General features: G+C 72.9%; 21 protein-coding genes. 12 read left to right on the top strand and 9 right to left on the bottom strand.

All coding sequences use genetic code 11. The annotated features are described in order from the left end of the window. Window positions 1-60 precede the first annotated feature (60 nt). The 3 genes from QCD66_RS13810 (at window position 61) to QCD66_RS13800 (ending at window position 4,482) form a co-directional block, all read left to right on the top strand. Window positions 61-762: a response regulator transcription factor gene (locus tag QCD66_RS13810; RefSeq protein ID WP_357541454.1), complete on the top strand. Its 702-nt coding sequence runs from the start codon at window positions 61-63 to the stop codon at window positions 760-762. A 403-nt stretch (window positions 763-1,165) separates the two neighbouring features. Then, on the top strand, window positions 1,166-1,933 hold the full coding sequence (locus QCD66_RS13805; protein ID WP_212819350.1) for an ABC transporter ATP-binding protein: 768 nt from the start codon (window positions 1,166-1,168) through the stop codon (window positions 1,931-1,933). Next, on the top strand, window positions 1,933-4,482 hold the full coding sequence (locus QCD66_RS13800; protein WP_375732993.1) for an ABC transporter permease: 2,550 nt from the start codon (window positions 1,933-1,935) through the stop codon (window positions 4,480-4,482). The genes QCD66_RS13805 and QCD66_RS13800 overlap by 1 nt, the downstream gene beginning before the upstream one ends. Before the next feature lie 142 nt (window positions 4,483-4,624). On the opposite strand, the gene QCD66_RS13795 is transcribed toward QCD66_RS13800, so the two are convergent. Then, window positions 4,625-5,302 carry an HAD family phosphatase gene (locus QCD66_RS13795; protein ID WP_364218582.1) on the bottom strand — a complete coding sequence of 226 codons (678 nt, stop codon included), beginning with the start codon at window positions 5,300-5,302 and terminating at the stop codon, window positions 4,625-4,627. 352 nt (window positions 5,303-5,654) lie between these two features. Between QCD66_RS13795 and QCD66_RS13790 the strand changes: the two genes are divergently transcribed. From QCD66_RS13790 to QCD66_RS13780, 3 genes are all read left to right on the top strand, one after another. Continuing rightward, window positions 5,655-6,524 carry a PAC2 family protein gene (locus QCD66_RS13790; RefSeq protein ID WP_375732994.1) on the top strand — a complete coding sequence of 290 codons (870 nt, stop codon included), beginning with the start codon at window positions 5,655-5,657 and terminating at the stop codon, window positions 6,522-6,524. A 71-nt stretch (window positions 6,525-6,595) separates the two neighbouring features. Then, on the top strand, window positions 6,596-7,612 hold the full coding sequence (locus tag QCD66_RS13785) for a methyltransferase (RefSeq protein ID WP_375732995.1): 1,017 nt from the start codon (window positions 6,596-6,598) through the stop codon (window positions 7,610-7,612). Between the two features lie 659 nt (window positions 7,613-8,271). Continuing rightward, window positions 8,272-9,084, top strand: coding sequence for a GntR family transcriptional regulator (locus tag QCD66_RS13780; protein ID WP_407567151.1), 813 nt, complete (start codon window positions 8,272-8,274; stop codon window positions 9,082-9,084). An 87-nt stretch (window positions 9,085-9,171) separates the two neighbouring features. Here the strand turns inward: QCD66_RS13780 and mshC are convergent, their stop codons facing one another. From mshC to QCD66_RS13750, 6 genes are all read right to left on the bottom strand, one after another. Further along, a complete protein-coding gene (gene mshC, locus QCD66_RS13775; RefSeq protein WP_375732998.1) occupies window positions 9,172-10,410 on the bottom strand; it encodes a cysteine--1-D-myo-inosityl 2-amino-2-deoxy-alpha-D-glucopyranoside ligase in 1,239 nt (412 codons plus the stop codon). Window positions 10,411-10,476: 66 nt separating this feature from the next. Beyond that, window positions 10,477-11,460, bottom strand: coding sequence for an SCO1664 family protein (locus tag QCD66_RS13770; protein WP_407567150.1), 984 nt, complete (start codon window positions 11,458-11,460; stop codon window positions 10,477-10,479). Between the two features lie 9 nt (window positions 11,461-11,469). Then, complete coding sequence (locus tag QCD66_RS13765; RefSeq protein ID WP_357543615.1) at window positions 11,470-12,045, bottom strand: DUF3090 domain-containing protein; 576 nt, start codon at window positions 12,043-12,045, stop codon at window positions 11,470-11,472. Between the two features lie 111 nt (window positions 12,046-12,156). Then, window positions 12,157-12,894: a histidine phosphatase family protein gene (locus tag QCD66_RS13760; protein ID WP_375736662.1), complete on the bottom strand. Its 738-nt coding sequence runs from the start codon at window positions 12,892-12,894 to the stop codon at window positions 12,157-12,159. 108 nt (window positions 12,895-13,002) lie between these two features. Continuing rightward, window positions 13,003-13,836 carry an undecaprenyl-diphosphate phosphatase gene (locus tag QCD66_RS13755; RefSeq protein WP_364218593.1) on the bottom strand — a complete coding sequence of 278 codons (834 nt, stop codon included), beginning with the start codon at window positions 13,834-13,836 and terminating at the stop codon, window positions 13,003-13,005. 70 nt (window positions 13,837-13,906) lie between these two features. Continuing rightward, window positions 13,907-14,959: an LLM class F420-dependent oxidoreductase gene (locus tag QCD66_RS13750; RefSeq protein WP_357543611.1), complete on the bottom strand. Its 1,053-nt coding sequence runs from the start codon at window positions 14,957-14,959 to the stop codon at window positions 13,907-13,909. Between the two features lie 199 nt (window positions 14,960-15,158). Here QCD66_RS13750 and QCD66_RS13745 point away from each other — a divergent pair, with 199 nt between their 5' ends. Further along, complete coding sequence (locus tag QCD66_RS13745) at window positions 15,159-16,130, top strand: aldo/keto reductase (RefSeq protein ID WP_357543609.1); 972 nt, start codon at window positions 15,159-15,161, stop codon at window positions 16,128-16,130. A gap of 106 nt (window positions 16,131-16,236) precedes the next feature. Beyond that, entirely contained in the window at window positions 16,237-16,428 is a 192-nt protein-coding gene (locus QCD66_RS13740; protein WP_212819372.1) for a DUF5703 family protein, read from the top strand. A 23-nt stretch (window positions 16,429-16,451) separates the two neighbouring features. Here QCD66_RS13740 and QCD66_RS13735 read toward each other — a convergent pair whose 3' ends face one another. Continuing rightward, window positions 16,452-17,144 carry a hypothetical protein gene (locus QCD66_RS13735; RefSeq protein WP_357543607.1) on the bottom strand — a complete coding sequence of 231 codons (693 nt, stop codon included), beginning with the start codon at window positions 17,142-17,144 and terminating at the stop codon, window positions 16,452-16,454. Window positions 17,145-17,207: 63 nt separating this feature from the next. Further along, the gene (locus tag QCD66_RS13730; protein WP_364218599.1) at window positions 17,208-18,524 is read right to left on the bottom strand and encodes a M20/M25/M40 family metallo-hydrolase; all 1,317 of its coding nucleotides are present in this window, start codon (window positions 18,522-18,524) and stop codon (window positions 17,208-17,210) included. Between the two features lie 211 nt (window positions 18,525-18,735). Between QCD66_RS13730 and QCD66_RS13725 the strand changes: the two genes are divergently transcribed. From QCD66_RS13725 to QCD66_RS13710, 4 genes are all read left to right on the top strand, one after another. Further along, window positions 18,736-19,368: a hemerythrin domain-containing protein gene (locus tag QCD66_RS13725; RefSeq protein ID WP_364218601.1), complete on the top strand. Its 633-nt coding sequence runs from the start codon at window positions 18,736-18,738 to the stop codon at window positions 19,366-19,368. A 350-nt stretch (window positions 19,369-19,718) separates the two neighbouring features. After that, window positions 19,719-20,687, top strand: coding sequence for a LysR family transcriptional regulator (locus tag QCD66_RS13720; protein WP_357543601.1), 969 nt, complete (start codon window positions 19,719-19,721; stop codon window positions 20,685-20,687). Between the two features lie 559 nt (window positions 20,688-21,246). After that, window positions 21,247-22,734 carry a S1 family peptidase gene (locus QCD66_RS13715; protein ID WP_375736660.1) on the top strand — a complete coding sequence of 496 codons (1,488 nt, stop codon included), beginning with the start codon at window positions 21,247-21,249 and terminating at the stop codon, window positions 22,732-22,734. 167 nt (window positions 22,735-22,901) lie between these two features. Then, complete coding sequence (locus QCD66_RS13710) at window positions 22,902-23,144, top strand: hypothetical protein (RefSeq protein ID WP_357543597.1); 243 nt, start codon at window positions 22,902-22,904, stop codon at window positions 23,142-23,144. The last annotated feature ends 276 nt before the right edge of the window (window positions 23,145-23,420 follow it).

The following is a 23,420-nucleotide window of genomic DNA, read 5'->3' as shown; positions in this document are numbered from 1 at the left end:
CGAGGGAACCAACGAACCTGGCCGCAGTCACGCGACCGCCGAGCGCAGCGGGGTGGACGCGTGACCGAGCGGAGCGAGGGAACGGGCGGTACGGCCGAGCGGCCGGTGCGGATCCTGCTCGTCGACGACCAGCCGCTGCTGCGTACCGGCTTCCGGATGGTGCTCGGCGCCGAGGACGACCTCGACATCGTCGGCGAGGCGGGCGACGGCGTCGAGGCCGTCGACCTGGCCCGCCGGCTGCTGCCCGACGTGGTCCTGATGGACATCCGGATGCCGAGGATGGACGGCGTCGCCGCGACCCGCGCCATCGTCGACGCGCGCCTGCCCGTACGGGTGCTCATCCTGACCACCTTCGACCTCGACGAGTACGTCGTCGGCGCCCTCCGGGCCGGGGCGAGCGGCTTCCTGGCCAAGGACGTGCCCGCCGACGACCTGGTCACCGCGATCCGCACCGTCGCCGCCGGCGAGGCCGTCGTCGCACCCCGCATCCTCAAGCGCCTGCTCGACCAGTTCGCCGACACCCTGCCCGACCCGTCGGCGGCACCGCCCCGGGGCCTGGACGTGCTGACCGAACGCGAACGCGAGGTCCTGATCCACGTGGCCCGCGGACTGTCCAACGCGGAGATCGCCCGCGCGCTGACGGTCAGCGAGACGACGATCAAGACACATGTCGGGCACGTACTCACCAAGCTCGGCCTGCGCGACCGGGTGCAGGCGGTCGTCATGGCGTACGAGACGGGCCTGGTCCGCCCCGGCGCCTGACCCCGTCCGGCGCGGCCTGGCCCGGGCCGGCGGACGACGACCCGACCCCGGCCGGCGGACACCTCCCCGACCCCGACCGGCGGACACCTCGAGGATGAGCCGGCATCGCCCGCCGTACTCCGCGGGTCGTAGCCGGACACCACGACCGACGTACCGCAGGACCGTTCCCGCGCACGACGGCACCGCCGCCGGCGGGCAATAGCGTGTTTCCAACGGCTCTCAGGGGCAACCCTGAGCACCGCTCGGGGCCGACCCGCACCGAGAAATCCGCGACCGGTCCGCCCCAGGTCGGACGTACCGGCCGCCGGCCGCCCCGAGGATGGAAGCTGCCGGCCGGACCGACGGTCCGGCCGGTCCAGAGCATTCGACGGCCGCGCCACACGAACGTGACGATGGAGGAGCAATGACGCCGACCGACCCCCGCCGCCCCCAGGTGGCAGCCCGGGCGAGCGACGTATGGAGGGTGTACGGAACCGGTGAGGCCCAGGTCGTCGCGCTGCGCGGGGTGACCGCCGAGTTCGAGCGTGGTGCCTTCACCGCCATCATGGGCCCGTCCGGATCAGGCAAGTCGACCCTGATGCACTGCCTCGCCGGACTCGACACCGTCACCCGTGGCGAGGTCTTCGTCGGCGACACCAAGGTCACCGGCCTCAACGACAGCGGCCTCACCAAGCTGCGCCGCGACAAGATCGGCTTCATCTTCCAGCAGTTCAACCTGCTGCCGACGCTCAGCGCCCAGGAGAACATCCTGCTGCCGCTGTCGATCGCCGGTCGCAAGCCCGACCCGGCCTGGTACGACACCGTGATCGACACCGTCGGCCTGCGCGACCGCCTCAGCCACCGCCCCGCCCAGCTCTCCGGCGGGCAGCAGCAGCGGGTCGCCTGCGCCCGCGCCCTCGTCGCCCGGCCCGAGGTCATCTTCGCCGACGAACCCACCGGAAACCTCGACTCCCGCGCCGGTGCGGAGGTCCTCAACTTCCTGCGCAACTCCGTACGCGAACACGGCCAGACGATCGTCATGGTCACCCACGACCCGGTCGCCGCCTCGCACGCCGACCGCGTCGTCTTCCTCGCCGACGGACAACTCGTCTCCGAACTGTTCGACCCGACCCCGGAAACCGTGCTCGACACCATGAAGCGCCTGGACGTGCTCGTCGAGGCGGCCCGCTGATGCTGCGCGCGACCCTGAAGAGCCTGCTCGCCCGCAAGGTGCGGCTGGTCCTCTCCGGCCTGGCCGTGGTGCTGGGCGTGATGTTCGTGTCGGGGGCGTTCGTGCTCACCGACACCCTGGGCCGCTCATTCGACTCGGTGTTCGCCGACGCGTACGCCGGCGTCGACGTCAACGTCGCCGGCAAGCCCAAGGTCTCCGCCGGCGAGTTCGGCGGCGAAGCCGTCACGCCGCCGCTGCCCGCCGCCACCGTCGAGCAGGTCCGCGCCGTATCCGGCGTCGCCGGGGCCACCGGCGTCGTCGCCGCCGACGGCGCCCGCCTCATCGGCGCCAACGGCAAGGTCGTCGCCTCGTTCGGGCCGCCGCAGCTCGGCGAGAACTGGCTCGGCGAGAACGACCTGGTGAAACTGCGCGAGGGGCGCGGCCCGCAGGCCGACGACGAGATCGTCGTCAACGCCGGGCTCGCCGAGGCCGGCAAGGTCGCCGTCGGCGACCGGGTCGGCGTACTCACCCTCGAACCCCGCCGCGACTTCACCGTCGTCGGCGTCTTCGAATACAGCGGCGGCCGGGACAGCATCGGCGGCGCGCACGAGATCTTCTTCACCGAACCCGTCGCCCAGCAGCTCATGCTCGGCGAGACCGGCGTCTACAACAGCATCACCGTCACCACCGCCGACGGCGTCACCGCCCAGGAGCTGCGGGACCGGCTCGCCGCCACCCTCGGCGCCGACTACGACGTCAAGACCGGCGAACAGCTCTCCGCCGACAGCGCCGCCGGTCTCAAGGAGGGTCTGTCGTTCTTCAACCAGATCCTGCTCGGCTTCGCCGGCATCGCCCTGCTGGTCGGCACGTTCCTGATCCTCAACACCTTCTCGATCATCGTGGCGCAGCGGACCCGGGAACTCGCCCTGATGCGCGCCATCGGGGCCAGCGGCCGGCAGGTCATCCGGTCCGTACTGGTCGAGGCCGTGGTCGTCGGTCTGATCGCGTCGGTCCTCGGCCTCGCCGCCGGCGTCGGCGTCGGCGCCCTGCTGGCGTACGTCGCCGGCCAGTTCATCGGCGGCCTCACCCTGGCCAGCATCGCCGTACCGGCCAGCGCCGTCATCAGCTCCTTCGCCGTCGGCATCCTGATCACCGTCGTCGCCGCCCTGCTCCCGGCGCTACGGGCCGCCCGGATCCCACCGATCGCCGCGATGCAGGACGTCGCCACCCCGGACCGGCCGCTGACCCGGATCACCGTCGCCGGAGCCGTCGTCACCGCCATCGGCGCCGCCCTGCTGGCGCTCGGCCTCACCGGCAACGCCGGCGGCAACACCCTGGCCGCCGTCTTCGGCGGAGTCCTCGCCTCGTTCGTCGGCGTCGCCCTGCTGACCCCGGTCGTCAGCCGGCCGGTGGTGTCCCTGCTCGGCCGGCTCTTCGCCTGGTCGGTGCCGGGCAAGCTCGGCCGGCTCAACTCCGGCCGCAACCCGCGCCGGACCGCCATCACCGCCGCCGCCCTGATGATCGGCATCGCGCTCGTCACCGGCGTCACCGTCATCCTCGACTCGGCCAAGACCAGCCTCTCTGCCCAGGCCGAGGAGACCATCAACGCCGAACTGGTCGTGTCGGGGATCCAGACCGGTCCCCGCCCGCCGAGCTTCGACCCGGCGGTCGTCGACCAGGCCGCCGCCCTGCCCGGGGTCGCCGGCGTCGTGGGCCTCTACAACGACGCCGCCCTGGTCGACGGCGAACAGACCTGGGTCATCGCCGCCACCGACATGGCCGTGGCGCGCGACATCTACACCGCCACGCCGGACTCCGGCACCCTGGACACGCTGCGCCCCGACCAGGTCGTGCTCAGCACTCCCACCGCCACCGAACGCGGCCTGTCGGTCGGCGACCAGATCACCGTGCAACTGTCGCGCGGCGAACCGCACACCTACACCGTCTCCGCGATCGTCCCGCAGGACCGGCTGCCCGGCTCGATCGTGCTGCCCCGCGAGGCGGCGGCCGACTTCGCGATCCCGCAGCCGATCATGGCGTTCGTACGCCTCGACGAGGGCACCTCGGTCGAATCGGTCCAGCCGGCGCTGGAGGCCCTCGTCGCCGACAGCCCCGAGGTGGCGGTCGCCGACCGCAGCTCCTTCATCGCGCAGCAGGCCAGCCAGTTCGACGTCATCCTCCAGATGATCCAGATCCTGCTGGCGCTGGCCATCGTGATCGCGGTGCTCGGCATCGTCAACACGCTCGCCCTGTCCATGCTGGAACGTACCCGGGAACTGGGCCTGCTGCGGGCGATCGGCCTGCGCCGACCGCAACTGGTCCGCATGGTCACCGTCGAGGCCGTCGTCATCTCGGTCTTCGGGGCGCTGCTCGGCGTCGTCGTCGGTCTCGGCCTGGGCTCGGCCGTCACGTACGCCCTGCGCGACGAGGGCATCACCGACCTGGTGCTGCCGTGGGGTCAGATGGCGCTGTTCCTGGCCCTGGCAGCGGTCATCGGCGTGATCGCGGCCGCGCTGCCGGCCCTGCGGGCGGCCCGGATCAACGTGCTGGGCGCGATCGCCCACGACTGATCCGGCACGGACTCTCCCGAGGCACGGCGGGGGTCGGGAGGGCGGGGCGGCGTTCCGGGGGACGCCGCCCCGCGTCGTGCCGGGCGGCGGTCGACGCGGCCGGCCGTGTGGGGTCGGCCGCGCGGAGGCCGGCCGCGCGGGGTCAGCTGGGCAGTTCCAGCGGCGTCAGCAGGCTGGTCAGCAGGTCCAGGTCCGCCGCGGTCAGCGTCTCCAGCAGGCGTACGCCGAGCGCCGGGTCCAGCGGCGCCTCGCCCCGTACGGCCAGCACCGCCGCACCGGCGGCGAGCGCGCTGGCCACCCCGCTCGGCGAGTCCTCGATCGCCACACAGCGGTCCACCGGCACGCCGAGCATCCGCGCCGCGGTCACGTAGGGCTCCGGGTCGGGCTTGGCGGCGCCGACCTCGTCACCGCAGACCACCACGTCGAAGCTGTCCCGCCCCAGCGTGTCGAGCGCCACCTCGACCAACTGCCGGGCGGTGGAGGTGACCAGGGCGGTCGGGATCCCGGCGGCGCGTACGGCCCGCAGGAGGGCCAGGGCGCCGGGCCGCCACTCCAGCCCGCCGACGAACAGTTCGGCGACCCGCCGGTGCAGGAACGCGATCCCCTCGGCCGGGTCGCGCCAGGGCTGGCCGAGGTCGTCGTGCAGGATCCGCATCGAGGTCGCCATCGCGCTGCCGACCATCGCCATCCGGGCCTGCGGCGACAGCACCCCGCCGTACTCGGTCGCCAGCTCGGTCATCGCCGCGTCCCACAGCTTCTCGCTGTCGACGAGGGTGCCGTCCATGTCGAACAGGACGGCGGCGACGCTCTTCGTGGTCACGACGGGTCTCTCCTCCGGGCCGGGTGCGGTCCAGTGTCGCCCGTACCGGCCGGTGGCCGCCCGGTCCCGCCGGCCAGGGTGACCGGCCTCACCCGCGCCGCGACGCCCGTCGGACGCCTGCGGGCGACGCCGACCGGGCGTCGACGCCGGTGGCACGGCCAACCGTCCAGGGGCCGGGACCAGCGGTCCGGTGGTCGGGACGGCGCGGCCGTCGGGCCGCGCGCCGGTGTGGGACGTAGGCTGACGGTTGTGCGGGACGAAAGGTGCGCTCAGTGACCGGGCCGGACGTGACGGACCGGGAGCGGGCCACCGTCCGGCTCCGACCGACGATCGAACGCAGCAAGGAGATGCCGTGAGCGAGTTCGATGGGCTGCCGGTGCTGCGGTCGCCCGTGGCGATCGCGGCCTTCGAGGGCTGGAACGACGCCGCCGACGCCTCGACGGCGGCGGTCGAGCACCTCGAACAGGTGTGGCAGGCGCGCCAGGTGACCGAGCTGGACCCGGAGGACTTCTACGACTTCCAGGTCAGCCGCCCGACGATCGTACGGCCCGAGGGTGAGAATCCCCGCGTGGAGTGGCCGACGACCCGGTTCATGATCGCCAGCCCGGAGGGCACCGACCGCGACGTGGTGCTGATCCGCGGGATCGAGCCGAGCATGCGCTGGCGGACGTTCTGCGAGCAGGTGCTCGAGGTCTGCCACAGCCTGGAGGTCAACCGGGTGGTGCTGCTCGGCGCGCTGCTGGCCGACGTGCCGTACACCCGGCCACTGCCGATCAGTGGCAGCGCGTCGGACAAGGACGTGGCCGAGCGGTTCCAGCTCGTGCCGACCCGCTACGACGGGCCGACCGGGATCGTCGGGGTGCTCCAGGACGCGTGCAACCGGGCCGAGGTCGACGCGATGACGTTCTGGGTCCACGTGCCGCACTACGCCAACAACCCGCCGTGCCCGAAGGCGACGCTGGCGCTGTTGCACCGGGTCGAGGACGTCCTCGACCTGCCCGTGCCGATGGCCGACCTGGCGGAGGAGGCGGCCGAGTGGGAGCAGCGGGTCCGCACCGCCGCCGAGCAGGACGCCGAGTTGGGCGAGTACGTCCGCGAGTTGGAGGAGCGGGTCGGTGACGCGGGCATCCAGCCGCTGACCGGCGACGAGATCGCGCAGGAGTTCGAGAAATACCTGCGTCGGCGGGGTGGTTCCGCCGGTCCGACGGCCGGATCGTGGTGATTCGCAGGGAGTAACTGTCAGATAGCTGACAGTTCCCGTCACCATACGCATCGAAGTGTTCACATGTCCGTATGATCACTCCGACTCCCCTGATGCGGCTCGTGACCGGTTTCTGGAGTTTCAAGACGTTCGCGACCGCGGTCGAACTCGACCTGTTCACCCGGCTCGCGGACGGCCGGACCGTCACGGTGCAGGAGATAGCCGACGAGCTGGGCATCGCCGAACGCCCCGCCGACCTGCTGCTCACCGCCTGCGCGTCACTCGACCTGCTGGAACGTGCCGGCGACGGCTACCGCAACACGCAACTGGCCGAGGAGTTCCTGGTCGTCGGGCGGCCCTACTACTTCGGCGGGCAGGTCCGCTACTGCAACGAGCGGACCTACCTGCCCTGGCACCGGGTCGACCAGGCACTGCGGGACAACAAGCCGGTCACCTGGGACCCGCAGGCACAGGAGTCGCTGTTCACCACCGCCGACCCGGTCATGCTCGAACTGTTCTGGGAGGCCATGTACTCCACGTCCCGGTTCACCGCCCGAGCCCTGGCCGAGGCGTACGACTTCAGCCCGTACCAGGCACTGCTCGACGTCGGCGGCGGATCCGGCGCCTTCCCGATCGAACTGTGCGGCCGGCACCCGAAACTGCGGGCGACCATCCTCGACCTGCCGCACGTGTGCACCCTCGCCGACGCCCAGATCGCCGACGCGCGCCCGACCGACAACATCACCACGGTCGCCGGCGACTTCCTCACCGACGCGCCGCTACCCGCCGGACACGACGTGATCCTGCTGAGCATGATCCTGCACGACTGGGACGAAGCCACCAACCTGGCCATCCTCGGCCGCTGCTTCGACGCCCTGCCGTCCGGCGGCGCCGTGGTGATCTGCGAACTGCTGCTCAACGACGACCGCACCGGGCCCGCGGACGCCGCCCTGATGGGCATGAACATGCTGGTGGAGACCGAGGGCGGCCGGAACTACTCCGGCGCGGAATACCGCGACTGGCTGGCCCGGACCGGCTTCACCGACATCCGCGTCGTCCCCTTCGACGCCCCCGGCGCCAACGGCGCCGTCGTCGGCCGGCGCCCCTGACCGGGGCCGTACACGTGCTGGTCCGGGCGGGCACCTCTGCCGGGTCGCGCCCGCCCGGACGCTGGATTTTGTCAATCGAACATTTCACACCGGGCCGACGATCGGCCCGTGGCCGAATCGCGGGTGACGATACTTGACCTGTCGCATTCACGATTGACGACCCGGTTTCGGTCTGCCGCCCGCAGTTCAGCGTCAGCCCTCCCGGGGCCGCCTCTCCCCCGGGACCATCGTGGTGCGGATCGTCCCGTCGGCCCGGACCGGTGGTCGCCGGCGTCCCGCCGCCGTGCCGGTGCGCGGTACGCCCTCGCAGGTCGCCCGCCCGACAAGGAGACGTTGATCTGGGCGGGAGTGACCTTACCCGGGATGGGTAAGGTCACTCCCGCCCAGATCAACAACAACGGCTGGCCGCAGTCCCGGTAGAACCGCCGATGATCGGTCTCGTTGCCACGATCACCTGGGACAGGCCGGATGGTCCGACGTCGATGCCCCTACACATCTGCGCGCAATGACCGGGTGCGGGCCGCGAACGTAGAACGTTTGTCGCCACCGGGGCGACAAGAAAACGTTCTACCGCCGATCGGCGTGTCGGGTGGGACGCCACACACCCCGTAGGGCATCCTAGGAACCTAGTTACCCCTCCCGAGCGGACGGACGATGCCATGTCGATCAACCCGGGTGCCGCGTCGATCAATCCCGGCGCCGCCGAGTTCCCCCACCGGCAGATATCGGCCCATCTGCGAGCCCAGATCAGGCGCGGCGACTGGGCGCCCGGCGAGCGACTACCGTCGATCCCGGCCATCGCCGAGACGTTCGGGGTCGCCAAGCAGACCGTCCAGCGCGCCATCGACCAGCTCCGGGTCGAAGGCATCCTGATCACCAAGCCCGGCTCGGGGACGTACGTCCGCGGCACCCGGCGCCGGCTCAACCGCCTCTCCCGGGGCCGCTACGGCGGGCACCGCGGCTACCACGCCGACCTGGCGGCCCGCTACCGGCAGCAGCTCACCGAGGTCGGCCGGGCCCCCGCCCCGCCCGAGGTCGCCGACGCGTTCGGCGTCGGCGACGGCACCGAACTGCTCGTCCGGCGGCACATCGTGCGTACCGACGACGTGCCGGTCGAGGTCGGCGCGTCCTGGTTCCGGCCGGACGACGCCAACGGCACCTCACTGGAGCGCAGGGAGGCGTTCGGCCGCCCGCTCTACCAGGAGGCCGAGGAGGAGATCGGCCGGCGGTACGCCTCGGCCACCGACCAGATCACCGCCCGGCAGCCGAGCCGGGAGGAGGCCGAACTCCTCCAGATCCGGCCCGACACACCCGTCCTGCACCTGCTGCACGTCGCGTACGACGCGAACCGGCGGCCGATCGAGGTGGCCCAGGCGACCTGGCCGGGCCCGATGACCACCCTCACCGAGGAGTACGCCATCCCCGGCCCGGCCGCCGACCCGGATCCGGACCCCGGCCTGGTCCTCGGCTGACCCGGCCGCGCCGGCACCGCCACCCGGCGCGCACCGCGCCTTCCCCGCGCCCGGGCCGGCCGGGTGGCCCCACCGGCCGGGCGTGGATCAGAGCCGGATGCCGAGCAGCGCGTCCACGGTCGTGGCCATCAGTGCCGGGGCGGCCGGGTCCGCGCCGGTTCCGGCGAGCGTCGCGTCGGCCCACGCGTCGACCACGGCCAGCGCGCCCGGCGTGTCGAGGTCGTCGGCGAGCCGGGCGCGTACGGCGGCCAGCAGCTCGGCACCGGACGGCCCGGCCGGCGCCGCGGCGGCCCGCCGCCACCGGTCCAGCCGCTCGACGGCGACCTTGAGCGAGTCGTCGGTCCACTGCCGGTCGCTGCGGTAGTGGTCGGCGATCAGGCCCAGCCGCAGCGCCATCGGGTCGACCCGGTCGGCCCGCAGCCGGGACACGAAGACCAGGTTGCCCTTCGACTTCGACATCTTCTCGCCGTCCAGGCCGATCATGCCGGCGTGTACGTAGTGGCCGGCGAACGGTGACCGGCCGGTGAGCCGCTCGGCGTGCGCGGCCGAACACTCGTGGTGCGGGAAGATCAGGTCGTTGCCGCCGCCCTGGACGTCGACGGTGTCGCCGAGCAGGCCCAGCGCGATCACCGCGCACTCGATGTGCCAGCCGGGCCGGCCGGGGCCGAGCCCGTCGCCGGGCCAGGCCGGTTCGTCGGGGCGGGCCCCGCGCCACAGCAGCGGGTCGAGCCGGTTGCGCTTGCCGGCCCGGTCGGGGTCGCCGCCGCGCTCGGCGAAGAGTTCGAGCATCTCCTCGCGGGAGAGGTTGGACTCGTAGCCGAATTCGGGGGCGGCCGAGATGTCGAAGTAGATGTCGCCGGTGCCGTCCTCGAGGCGGTAGGCGGACCCGTCGGCGAGCAGGACCGCGACCTTCTCCACGATCTTCGGGATCGACTCGACGGCGCCGACGTAGTGGGCCGGCGGGATCATCCGCAGCGCCTCCATGTCCTCGCGGAACAGGGCGGTCTCGCGCATCGCCAGCACGATCCAGTCCTCGCCGTCGCGGGTGGCGCGTTCCAGCAGCGGGTCGTCGATGTCGGTGACGTTCTGCACGTAGCGGACCTCGTGGCCGGCGTCGCGCCACATCCGCTGCACCAGGTCAAAGGTGATCATGGTGGCGGCGTGGCCGAGATGCGTCGCGTCGTACGGGGTGATTCCGCAGACGTACATGGTGGCGGCGCCGGTGGGGCGGGTCGGGAAGACCCCCCGGCGCGCCGAGTCGAACAACGCGAGCGGCTGCGCCGGCCCCGGCAGCCGCGGCACCTCGTGCCCCGTCCAAGAGTCCATGACCGCAAGCGTAACCAGCCCGACACCCCGCCGTTTCCCGGGCGGATGATCAAGCCGTCGGGATGCTCACATCGGCGGCCAGGGCACCGCCGGCCAGTCCTGCGGCGGCGGCGGAAACCGTCCGGTGTCCCGCAGCCGGCGTACCCGCTCGGCCGACCGGGCCACCTCGGAGATGGTCAGGTGCTCGGCGAGGTCGTCGGCGAGCTGCCCGGCGAGGGCCGTGGCGAGGCCGTCGAGCATCTCGGCCGCCTCGGCCGGCAGCCGCCGTCCGCTCCACCCCCACAGCACCGTACGCAGCTTGTCCTCGACGTGGAACGAGATCCCGTGGTCGACTCCGTAGATCCGCCCGTCCGGCCCGGCCAGGATGTGCCCGCCCTTGCGGTCGGCGTTGTTGATGACCGCGTCGAGCACGGCGAGCCGGGCCAGCCGCGGGTCGTCGGCGTGCGCCAGCGCGTAGGCGTTGCCCTCGTCGTCGCGGGCGGCGGCGACCCGGAACCAGTCCGCCGGCAGCTCGAAGGTGGGCACGAAGCCGACCGGCGGGCTGCCGTCGGCCGGCTCGTCGATCCACAGCTGGCAGGCGCCCGGGCCGAGCGGGCCGTCCCGCAGCACCGTCGGCGGCACCAGGCCCCAGCCGGTGGCCCGGGAGACCAGGTAGGCGGCGACCTCGCGGCCGGCCAGGGTGCCGTCCGGGAAGTCCCACAGCGGCCGCTCCCCCCGGATCGGCTTGTAGACGCACCGGGCGGTGACGCCGTCGAGGGTCACGAAGCCGCGCAGGGTGGTGTTGGAGGCGTCGACCAGCCGGCCCTCCAGCTCGAACGCGCCGGCGCGCAGCAGCGGCAGCGCGTCGGCCTCGGCGAGCACCGCCGGGCCACCGGCCCCGGCGGTGCCGCCGGCCGGCGCGGGACCTCCGGACTGCGCACCGGCGCCGGACGGGACGGTTCCACCGGGCGCCGGGTCGGCCGCCGGCCGGGGCTCGCACAGCGCCGGCGGCTCGGCGCCCGGCGCGGTCCGGGTCTCAGGTTCGGCGGAACCCGTCGATTCGGCGGACATGCCCGGAACTCAGCGGTGGTAGCCGTTGTGCCGCGGGCACAGGTGGCCCTGCGGGTCGAGCGGCTGCCCGCACAGCGGGCACGGCGGCCGGCCGGCCGACAGCACCCGCCGGGCCCGGTCGATGAACTCCCGGGCCGCCTGCGGGCTCAGCCGGACCCGGAGCCGGTCGAGGTCGTCGTCGGGTTCGTCGTCGATGTCGTCGTCGTCCGCGTCGTCGGGCAGGTCGAGGCCGACCTCCGACTCACCGGCGGCGATCGCCTCGATCACCACGGTGGCGCTGTCGACGTCGAACGCCAGGCCGAGGGTGCCGACCCGGAACTCCTCGTCGACCGGATTGTCCAGCGGCTCGTTGTCCGACGGTCCGGCCGGCGCGTCGGGCAACTCGACGCCGAACCGGCGGTGGGCCTCGGTCAGCAGCTCTTCGAGCTTCTCGGCGAGCAGGGAAACCTGCACCTTCTCCAGCGCGACGCTGACCAGCCGGCCACCGCCTCGAGCCTGTAGGAAGAACGTGCGGTCCCCCGGCTCGCCCACGGTCCCCGCGACGAACCGCTCCGGCGGCTCGAAGGCATGCACCTGGTGCGTCATGCCTGAAACCCTATCCGGCGCGGTGGGGCGCCGCGCGGCGCACCGGCCCGGCGGCGACGGCGGGCCGCCCCGGCCCGGTCCGGACCGGCCGGTCCGGGGTGATCGCCCAGCTCACGACGTACCGTCGGCGGCGGTGACGGCACCGCCCGCGCCCGCGCCGCCGCCGACCGCGGCGTCCGACTCGGCGGCCCGCGACCGGCGCCCACGGCGCCGCTTCGGCGGCACCAGCCCGGCCAGTCCCGCCCCGGTGTCGTTGAGCCGGAGCAGGAACGGCCGGGTCGGGGTGTAACGGATCACGGTCACCGACGCCGGATCGACCACGATCCGCTGGAACAGGTCGAGGTGCATGCCGAGCGCGTCCGCGACGATGGACTTGATCACGTCACCGTGGCTGCAGGCCAGCCAGACCGCCTCCGGGCCGTGCTCGGCGGTGACCCGGGCGTCGAGCCCGCGTACGGCGGCGACCGAGCGGGCCGCCATCGCCGCCATCGCCTCGCCGTTGGGGAAGACCGCCGCGCTCGGGTGCTGCTGGACGACCGGCCACAGTGGATCCTTGGCCAGCTTCTTCAGCGGCTGCCCCTCCCAGTCGCCGTAGCCGCACTCGGTCAGCCCGTCGTCGGTGACCGCCGCCACACCGGGCAGCGCCAGGTCGAGGGTCTGCCGGCAGCGGATCAGCGGGCTGGTCACCACGGCGGAGAACGGCAGGCCGCGCAGCCGCTCACCGACCGCCACCGCCTGGGCCCGGCCCGTCTCGTCGAGTTCGACCGGCAGCCGCCCGGCCAGCCCGCCGTCGGCGTTCGCGGTGGTGCGGCCGTGCCGCAGGAGCAGGAGGGTCGCCACGATCGACAGCCTAGCCAGAAGCCCGGCCGACCGGCTGCCGGCCGGGCGCCGGGCCGGTGCCGCGGCCGGGTGCGGCCGATCGCCGTACCCGGTGCGCGCCGCCGGCCCGGGTGGCCGTCAGGTGGCGGAGATCGTGCCGGTGGTCAGCAGCACCAGCACCAGGCTGCCCAGCGCCACCCGGTAGAGCACGAAGACGTACAGGGTGTGGTGGGCGACGAAACGCAGCAGCCAGGCGATCGCGGCGTAGCCGACCGCGAAGGCGAGCACGGTGGCCACCACCATCTGCGCCGGGGACGGGATCAGCCCCTCGCCGCTGGTGTCGAAGACGTCCGGCAGGCTGAACACCCCGGACATCACCACCGCCGGGATGGCGAGCAGGAACGAGTAGCGGGCCGCCGCCTCCCGACTCAGGTTGAGGAACAGGCCGGCGGTCAGCGTCGCCCCGGACCGGGAGACACCCGGGATCAGCGCCAGCGCCTGGGCGAAGCCCATGACCACGCCGTCGCGCATCTTGAAGTGCTCCAGGGTCCGGTGCTTACGGCCCCAGTACTCGGCGAACGCGAGCACGAACGCGAAGGCGATGAGCACGATCGCGACCACGTACAGGTTGCGGGCCACGCCGCGGATCTGGTCCTTGAACAGGAACCCGAGGATGCCGATCGGGATCGAGCCGACGATGACGTACCAGCCCATCCGGTAGTCCAGGCTCGGCCGTACCGACTTGTCCCAGATGCCGACGACCCAGGTACGGCTGATCCGCCAGATGTCCTTGGCGAAATAGAGCAGGACCGCCGCCTCGGTGCCGAGCTGGGTCACCGCGGTGAACGAGGCACCGGCGTCCTCCTCGAAGAAGATCGCCGACGTGATCCGCAGGTGTCCCGACGAACTCACCGGCAGGAACTCGGTGAGGCCCTGGACGATGCCCAGGACGATCGCCTCAAGCCAGCTCACGCCACACCCTCGCTCCGCTCGGTGGCCACGGACCCGCGACCACGCCCACCGATTCCCCCGACCGGCACGCTCATTCGCCCACCCCGGCGAGTTCCAGCGCCTCGGCGGCGGTGCGCAGGGTGGCGACCCCGGCCTCCGGGTCGGCGACGAACAGCGACACCGACAGCGTCGTCACCCCGGCCGCGGCGAACTCGCGCATCCGGTCGGCGATCCGCTCCTTCGGCCCGATCAGCGACGTCCGGTCGATGAACTCGCGGGGAACGGCCGCCGCCGCGTCCCGGTGCCGCCGGTCGAGGTAGAGGTCCTGCACCTCGCGGGCCGCGTCGCCGTAGCCCATCCGGACCGCGAGGTCGTTGTAGAAGTTCTGCTTCCGGCTGCCCATCCCGCCGACGTACAGCGCGGCGTACCAGCGGACCAGGTCGGCGCAGGCGTCGACGTCGTCGCCGACGACCAGCGGCACGCTCGGCACCACGTCGAACCCGGCCAGGTCGGTGCCGGCGGTCGCCCGTCCGGCGCGTACGGCGGCGAGCTGCTCGCCGGCGAACTCGGGCGCGAAGAAGACGGCGAGCCAGCCGTCGGCGATCTCGCCGGCGAGTTCGAGGTTCTTCGGGCCGACCGCGGCGAGGTAGATCGGGATGTGCTCGCGCGGCGGGTGGAAGCCCAGCCGCAGCGCCTTGCCGGGGCCGTCGGGCAGCGGCAGCCGGTAGTGCTCGCCGGCGTACTCGACCTGCTTGCGGGCCACCGCCAGCTTGACGATGTCGACGTACTCGCGGGTGCGGGCCAGCGGCTTGGCGAACCGTACGCCGTGCCAGCCCTCGGAGACCTGCGGGCCGGAGACGCCGAGCCCGAGGTGGAACCGGCCGCCGGAGATCGCGTCGAGGGTGGTGGCGGTCATCGCGGTCGCCGCCGGGGTCCGGGCCGGGATCTGCATCACGGCCGAGCCGAGCCCGATGCGTTCGGTCTGCCCGGCCAGCCAGGCCAGCGTGCTGGGCGAGTCCGAGCCGTACGCCTCGGCCGCCCACACCACCGAGTAGCCGAGCCGGTCGGCCTCGCGCGCCAGCGCCAGGTGGTGCGCGGGTGTGCTCCACGCGGTCTGGTATCCGAGGTTGAGCCCGAGTCGCACGCAATCCTCCCCGTTTCGCGGCGGTACGACGCGACGCCCCGACGGGACGCCCGGCCGCGCGCACAAGTCGCATCAGAGTACGCAACCGGGACGGGCCGACCGCCCACCGGTCACCGGTCCGTCCCGGGCGTGGCGTACCGCCGGGTATGCGACGCAAGCAAGGATGTTGGTGACGCGATGTTCTGAATAAAGTTCAACCATGCAACAGCGACCGCTCGGCCGAAGCGGGCTGGCGGTTTCGCGGCTCGCGCTCGGCACCATGACCTGGGGTCGGGACACCGACGCCGACGACGCGGCCGCCCAGTTGAAGAGTTATCTGGAGGTTGGCGGCAATCTGGTCGACACCGCCGACGTCTACGGCGACGGCGACGCCGAGTCGGTGATCGGGTCGCTGCTCGACGCCCTGGTGCCCCGTGACGAGCTGCTCATCGCCACGAAGGCCGGCCTGCGGCCGGGCACCGGGCGGCGGCGCGACGGGTCGCGGGGACACCTGCTGCGTACCCTCGACGCGTCGCTGCGCCGGCTCGGCACCGACCACGTCGACCTGTGGCAGATCCACGGCTACGACCCGGACACGCCGCTGGAGGAGACCCTCGCGGCGATGGACCACGCGGTGGCCAGCGGCCGGGTGCGCTACGTCGGGGTGTCGAACTTCTCCGGCTGGCAGACGGCGCGGGCCGCGACCTGGCAGGCGGCGTTCCCGGGCCGGGCGCCGGTGGTCGCCGCGCAGATGGAGTACTCGCTGCTCGAACGCGGCATCGAGCGCGAGGTGCTGCCCGCCTGCGCCGAACTCGGGCTCGGCGTGCTGCCCTGGTCGCCGCTCGGGCGCGGGGTGCTGACCGGCAAGTACCGGCACGGGCGGCCGGCCGACTCGCGGGCCGCGTCGGCACACCTGGAACGGTTCGTCGCCACCTACCTGGAGCCGCGCTGCTCCAGCATCGTCGAGGCGGTGGCCACCGCCGCGGGCGGTCTCGGCGTCTCACCGGCCGAGGTGGCGCTGGCCTGGGTACGCGACCGGCCCGGGGTGGTGGCGCCGATCCTGGGCGCCCGGACCGTCGGCCAACTGCTCGGCGCGTTGCAGGTGGAGCAGATGACGCTGCCGGTGGAGATCGCGGCGGCGCTCGACGACGTGTCGGCGGTCCCGGTCGGCTATCCCGAGCGCGACGGCTGACCGTCCGGACCGGGCCCGCGCTGGCGCGCGGGCCCGCCGTTTTCCGTCGCCGAGCCCACAGTCGCGGGACTGGTCAGCGGCAACGGCGGTCGGCAGGATGGAACACATGGACTACGAATACGCGCCGCTGCGGTTACCGCCGAATGTCGACCGGGTGACCGCCGCGGCGCAGCTGGCGATCCAGGCCGAGTATTCCGGTTGGGAACTGGCCCGGGTGCGACTCTTCCGGGACGGCACGCGGCAGGTGGTGCTGCGTCGCCGCGTGGTCAACAAGTCGCAACCGGGCCTGTCCTACTGACATCCCCCGTTCGGGGCGCCGGGCTAGCGGCCGGGCCGGGCCGCCGGGTGGTCGTGCGGGTGGTCGTGGTCATGGTCGAGTTCGTCGGAGAGCATCGGGTGCTCGTCGAGCCGGCCGACCAGCACGTCGGTGGGCCCCTCCTGGAAGAGCTGCGAGCTGTCGTCGTCGCTGAACGACTCCACGTCCAGCGGCGCGTCGATCTCGCTGACCAGCACGACCCCGTCGAGCGGCTCCAACTCGGGCACGTCGAGCCCGGCGAGCGAACCGTCACCGCTCTGCAGCAGCTCCAGCACCGCCTCGCCGACGTTCTCCACCGGCTCCGGCTCCACGTCGTCGGGGGTACCGGCCCGGCGGGCCGCGTCGGCGACCCGCAGCAGGGCGGCGGTGCTCGGCACCCGGTAGTCGCGGCGCTGGCGTACCGACACGACACGGGGGTGCGGGTCGGTCGCCTCGGCGCCGCCCGCCCCGCCGGCCGCGAAGCGCTCGTCGACCTCGTCCGGGTCGATCAGGTCGACGTCCCAGGGCGTCACCTCGCCGAACGCGTCGAGCAGCAGCTCGTCGTAGGCGTAGGAGGCGTTGTTGAGGGCGACGTACGCCTGCCAGACGTTGTCGTCGTCGATGCGCCCCTGGGCGGCCTTGACGGCGGCGAGATGGCCCCGGGCGGCCTCGACAACCCGTTCCAGGGCGGAGTCGAGCTCCGCGTACTGGTCGGTCATGGTGTTGACTGTCCCTTCGAGTGGGGTTGCGCGGGTGGGCGGAATTTGAGCGGGTGGGCGGAATCAGCTTGCCCGCAGGAACCGGTCGAGCACCCGCACGCCGAACTGTAGTCCGTCGACCGGTACCCGCTCGTCGATGCCGTGGAAGAGCGCCGAGAAGTTCAGATCGGCCGGCAGGCGCAGCGGCGCGAAGCCGAAGCAACGGATCCCGAGCCGGGTGAACGCCTTGGCGTCGGTGCCGCCGGAGAGCATGTACGGCACCGCCCGCGCGCCCGGGTCCTCGGCGCGCAGGGCGGCGGCCATGGCGTCGACCAGCGCACCGTCGAACGTGGTCTCCAGTGCCGGCTGCCGCTGGATGTGCTCGATCTCCAGGTCGGGGCCGATCACCTCGCGCAACTGGGCCAGGAACTCGTCGGCGTCGCCGGGCAGGGTGCGGCAGTCGATGGTGGCGGTGGCCCGGCCGGGGATCACGTTGTCCTTGTAGCCGGCCTCGAGCCGGGTCGGGTTGGCGGTGTGCCGGACCGTCGCGCCGATGATGTTGGCGATCGGGCCGAGCTTGGCGATCGCGGTCTCCGGGTCGTCGGGGTCCAGCTCGATGCCGAGCGCCGCCGAGACCTCCTCCAGGAAGGCCCGTACGGTCGGGGTGACCACCAGCGGGAAACGGTGCCGGCCGACCCGGGAGACCGCCTCGGCCAGCGCGGTCACCGCGTTGTCGTCGTGGATCATCGAGCCGTGGCCGGGCCGGCCGCGGGCGTGCAGGCGCAGCCACTCGATGCCCTTCTCGGCGGTCTCGACCAGATAGAGGCGCAGGTTGTCGTTGACGGTGTAGGAGAAGCCGCCGACCTCGCCGACCGCCTCGGTGCAGCCCTCGAACAGCTCCGGGTGCCGCTCGACGAGGAAGTGCGCGCCGAGGTCGCTGCCGGCCTCCTCGTCGGCGGTGAAGGCGAGCACGATGTCGCGGGGCGGGCGTACGCCGGTGCGCTGCCAGTCGCGGACCACCGCGAGCGTCATCGCGTCGAAGTCCTTCATGTCGATCGCGCCGCGGCCCCACACGTAGCCGTCGTGGACCTCGCCGGAGAACGGGTGCACCGACCACTCGTCGGGGTCGGCCGGCACCACGTCGAGGTGGCCGTGCACGAGCAGGGCGTCGCGTCCGGGGTCGGCGCCGGGGATCCGGGCGACGACGTTGGTCCGGCCGGGTTCGGTCTCCAGGATGGTGGGTTCGACGCCGACCTCGGCGAGCTTGCCGGCGACGTACTCGGCGGCGGCCCGCTCCCCCGCGCTGGTCCGGGTGTCGCCGGTGTTGGTGCTGTCGATGCGCAACAGGTCACGGCACAGCTCGACGACCTCGTCGGTCGGTGCGGGATGGCGGAGGGTCATGCGCTCTTCTTACCAGTCGGGGGGTGCCGCCGTCGCCGCCGGGATCACGGGGGCGGGTCGGGTCGGCGCCCGCGCCGGCCCCGGTCCGGGCGCTGTCCGGGCCGGGGTTTCGGTGGTCGCGGGCGGGGGTATCGCGGGGCCGTCATCGGCCGGCACCGCCGGCCGACCGAACCCGGAGGGTACGCATGACCGAGCAACGCGAGGTGGGGGCATGACCCTGCCGCCGCTGCCGCACACGGGCGACGACGCGGCGCACGACCCGGGTGGCCGCAGCATCGTCGAGGTGCTCACCGAGGAACACGACCGGATCACCGCGCTGTGCCGCGAGCTCGCCGGCAGCACGGTGTCGTCCACGGGTGCGACGCACCGGCGGCGTGACCTGGTCGAGGTGCTGACCGCCACGCTGAGCCGGCACCTGTCGGCGGAGGAGCAGTACCTGTATCCAAGGCTGCGGGCCGCGTTCGGCGACGGCGACCAGCTCGCCGGGCGCGAGGTCGCGGCCGACGTCGAACTGCTGGAGGCGCTGCGGGCGCTGGAGGGCGCCGCCGACGACGACCCGAGGTTCGCGGAACTGACCGGTGACGTGGCCGCCCGGCTCGACCGGCACGTCCGCGCCGCCGACAGCATGCTGTTCCCCAGGCTGTTCGAGGTGTCCACGATGGAGGACCTGATCAGGCTGGGCAACCGGGTCGAGATCGCCGAGGAGGCCGCGCCGACCCGGCCGCACCCGGGCGCCCCGCACACCCCGCCGTGGAACAAGGTCGTCGAGCCGGCGCTCGGGGTGGTGGACAAGGTGCGGGACGCGGCGGGTGGCCGGACGACGTACCCGGAGGATCTGACCTAGGCCGCCCCACGGGGGGCCGGGATGTCACCCGAACGGGTGGCAATCCGACAGAATTTTTTCGTGGCCGTCGGACACCCCGGAGGATCCACTGACGCGCGGTGACCGCGCCGGACGGTATCCACAAAAGCTGCCGTGTTACACCCTCCGGCGCGAAATATTCATCACTGTCACACGATACCGGCTGGACGTTTTCGACCACGCCCACCGCGAGACCATCACCGTACGTAGCCCACACCCCACGTTGCGATGCTCTATGGTGTCCGTTCGGTTACTTTTCACTTTTCGTTCGGGGGATCTTTCATTGGCCGAAGGTCTTCCCGTCGATCCCATGAAGGTCCTACCGTCACGATATGAACCTGGAGCTGCGTCACCTGAAGGTGGTCTGCGCCATCGCGGAGACGGGCAGCGTCACGAAGGCCGCCTCCATGCTCGGGCTGGCGCAGCCGGCCCTCACCGCACAACTGCAACGCATCGAACGGACGCTCGGCGGGCCACTGTTCGAACGCGACCGTCGTGGCGCCCGCCCGACCGCCCTCGGCGAACTGGTGCTCGCCCGCGCCCGGGTGCTGCTGCCCGCCATGAAGGGACTGCAGGACGAGGCCGCCCGGCTCGCCGGCACCGGCACCGCCATGAGCTACCGGTTCGGCGGGGCCAACAGTCCGATCCTCGGCGGGCTCGTACACCGGCTCGCGGCCGACCAGCCGCACGCCCAACTCAGCACCTACGCCTCCTGGTACGTCGACGAACTCGCGCAGATGGTCCTCGGCGGACGGTTGGACTACGTGCTGGCCGGCGTCTGCGGTGACGCGACACCGTCCGCCGAGTACGCCCTGACCTGGCGGGCGGTCGCCATCGACCCCATCTTCGTCATGCTGCCCGAGGCCCACCCGCTCGCCACCGCCGCCGAGGTCCCGCTCGACGCCCTGGCCGACGAACAGTGGGTGGCCGCACCCGGCGACGGCTGTTTCGGCGAGTGCTTCGCCACCGCCTGCGCCCGCGCCGGATTCACCCCCCGCAAGATCTACGAGACCGACATCCGGGCCTGCATCGACCTCGTCGACGCCGGCGAGGCGGTAGCCCTGTGCCAGGCCACCTACCGGGCGGTCAGTGGCCTGGTGGTCCGGCCGCTGGCCGGCGCCCCGCTGCGCTGGCGGCTGCTGCTCGGCTGGCACCCCGACGCGCCCGCGGCCCGGATCGCCGACCAGGTGTTCGGGCATGCCATGAACGCCTACAGCGATTCACTGGACCGCAACACCCTCTACCGCACGTGGTTGCGGCAGAACCCGACGTTCGGCGTACAGCAGATGGCGGCCGCCTGACCCGTCCCGCCCGGCGACCGGCGCCCCGGCCCGGGGGCGCCGCCCCGGCATGGTCGCGGGCCCGGCCGGACGCCGTCCGCGTCGTCTCGCCGCACGTCGTCTCGCCGCACGTCACCTCGCGGCGCACCGCCGCGCCTCGCCCACCTCGCGCCGGCGCCGGGCGCCGCCCCTGTCGCGGGTCGGGACCCCTTCCGTGATCGGCGATGGTATGAGCCAGGTGATATATACCCACGCCGATTAACCACCGTTAAGTTGACGGTGCCCGTAGATCGATTTCTATCGACCGGGCGGCCGTCCACCCCCACGGCCGCCCACCGGGACGGCCGTACCCCGACGGCCGTCCGCCCGGGACGGCCGTATCCCCGCGGTCGTCCGCCCGGCGGCCGCGAGCCCGACGGCCGTCCATCCGACGGCCGTACACGCGACGACCGCGACCCCCACGGCCGCCGGACCGGGCCGCGGCAAACCCCGACCGGGCCAACCCCATACCCGCTCCCCGAGGCGGGTGCGTTCCCGGCTTCGCCGGATCCCCACGCCTCCTCTGTCAAGGAGAAAACGGATGAACCGACACCTCGCCGCGGCGGCAGCGGTACTCCTGCTGCCCGTCGGCGTGCTCGCCGCCACGAGCACGCCGGCCGCCGCCGCCCCCGACCGTGACGCCGCCCCCGCACCGGCGGCCGCCGACGCCGCCTCGCCGGAGATGTTCGCCGCGATGCAGCGCGACCTCGGCCTCACCGCCGAGCAGGCCCGCACCCGGCTCGCCAGGGACGCCACGGCCAGCCGTACCGAAGCCGACCTGCGCAAGACGCTCGGCGGCACGTTCGGCGGCGCCTGGCTGACCGCGGACGCCTCCTCGTTCGTCGTCGCCGTCACCGACGCCAGGCAGGCCGCGAAGGTCCGCGCCGCCGGCGCCGAGGCCCGGATCGTCAGCCGCAGCATCGCCCAACTCGACGCGGTCAAGGCGAAGCTGGACGGCAGCGCCGCCAAGACCTCCGCCACCTCGGTCGCCGGCTGGTACGTCGACGTCGCCACCAACGCCGTCGTCGTCCTCGCCCGCGGCGGCACCGCCGCGGCGGCGGACTTCGTCAAGGCCAGTGGTGTCGACGCGGCCGCCGTCCGGGTCGTCGCCTCGACCGAGGCCCCGAAGACGCTGTACGACGTACGCGGCGGCGACGCCTACTACATGGGCGGCCGCTGCTCGGTCGGCTTCTCGGTCACCGGCGGTTTCGTCACCGCCGGCCACTGCGGCACCGTCGGCACCCCCACCCAGGGCTACAACAACGTCTCCCAGGGCACGTTCCGTGGCTCGTCGTTCCCCGGCAACGACTACGCCTGGGTGCAGACGAACTCCAACTGGACCCCGCAGCCGTGGGTCAACAACTACGCCGGCGGCAACGTGATCGTCGCCGGTAACACCGAGGCCGCCGTCGGCGCGTCGGTCTGCCGCTCCGGCTCCACGACCGGCTGGCGGTGCGGCACCGTCCAGGCCAAGAACTCCACCGTCTACTACGCCGAGGGCACGGCCAGCGGCCTGACCCGGACCACCGCGTGCGCCGAGCCCGGCGACTCCGGCGGCTCGTGGCTCGCCGGCCAGCAGGCGCAGGGCGTCACCTCCGGCGGTTCCGGCAACTGCTCGGTCGGCGGCACGACGTACTTCCAGCCGCTGAACGAGATCCTGTCGGCGTACGGCCTGACCCTGCGTACGTCGACCGGCGGCAACCCGAACCCGCCGACCGGGTGCAGCGGCCACGAGTTCACGTACACCGGCTCGCTGAGCAGCGGCGGCAACGCCTACCAGCCGGGCGGCACGTACTACTACTCGTCGACGTCGGGCCAGCACCGGGGCTGCCTGGACGGGCCGAACGGCACCGACTTCGACCTGTACCTGCAGAAGTGGAACGGCGCCAGCTGGCTGAACGTGGCCAGCGGCACCTCGACCGGCCCGGACGAGACGGTCACCTACTCCGGCACCGCCGGCTACTACCGCTACCGGGTGCACGCGTACAGCGGCTCCGGCAGCTACACCCTGGGCCTCACCAACCCGTAACGCCCCCGCCCCCCACCCCCAAGATCCGCGTGATCAGGGATCAAGTCGCTCGTGTCGTCGGCGTGTCGATCACTGCGGCCCCTGATCACGCGGATCTTGCCGTGCCCTGGACGGGACGGAGCCGGGCGGCGGGTGCGAACGGGCGCCGACCGGGTATGGCCCGTGACATGACGCAGACAGAGCCGCCCGACGACACCGGCACGCTGGCCACCGCCCGCCGGGCGGCCGCCGCACACACCGCCGCCGCCCGGGACGTGGAGGCGTTCCTGCGTCGGCTGCCGGCCGTACCGGAGCCGCCACACATCACCGAGTACGCGACCCTCGTCGCCCGCGAAGAGGCGATCCGTGCCGAACGGACGGCCGCCACCGACGCCCTCGGCCTGGAACTGCCCAGCCTCGGATCCGCCTGACCCTCCGTACCTCCCGCCCCGCCGCCCCGTCCGGGGTGTCCTGTGTCCTGCGGCGACGCGTCCCCCGGCGGCGGCGGCGGCGCCGATCCCCCGGCGGCGGTGCCGATCAAGGAGAAGGCGTGCCCGGTTCGCGGTGATTCGTCGCCCAACTTGTCCTTGATCAGGGGTCGCGCCGTCGACCACTCGGCGTTCGCGACGCGATCGAGGACGAACCGTGCCCGCCCCGTACGGATTTGTCGCACAACTTCTCCTTGATCAACGCCCGCTCGGCGTGAC

The sequence above is a fragment of the Polymorphospora sp. A560 genome (assembly GCF_045781765.1).
Lineage (GTDB): Bacteria > Actinomycetota > Actinomycetes > Mycobacteriales > Micromonosporaceae > Polymorphospora > Polymorphospora lycopeni.
This window is presented reverse-complemented; position numbering and strand designations above follow the sequence as displayed.